Source organism: Shewanella electrica, from assembly GCF_022321485.1.
Classification (GTDB): Bacteria; Pseudomonadota; Gammaproteobacteria; order Enterobacterales; family Shewanellaceae; genus Shewanella; species Shewanella electrica.
Genome location: NZ_JAKOGG010000163.1, coordinates 1 through 281, shown reverse-complemented (window position 1 = coordinate 281; position 281 = coordinate 1). Strand labels below are relative to the sequence as shown.

General features: G+C 58.0%; 1 protein-coding gene. It reads left to right on the top strand.

The window, feature by feature from the left end; translation table 11 throughout:
* Positions 1–281 (top strand): hypothetical protein (locus L9G74_RS20240; protein ID WP_238898570.1); only part of this gene is annotated, 281 nt, incomplete at both ends.

Genomic DNA, 281 nt, shown 5'->3' with positions numbered 1-281 from the left:
GGTACTACCGGCCCGAGCAGACCGTCCATCAGTACGAGAAGCACTTCTATCCCAACGAGGTGATGAAGACCGGCCAGTATCGGGACCATCGCATCGAGGAGGTCGAGGACCGCTGCTTTGTCATGTTCTTCACCCGCTACAACCGCGGTCGGCCCAAAGGTTTCCCTCCGGACAAGGAGGTGTATGTCTGTGAAGCCCGGTACAACGAGGAGAAGCACAAGTTGAACAAGATCAAGACCTGGGCCAGCTGTCTCCCCGACGAGGTCCGGGACAAGGACTAC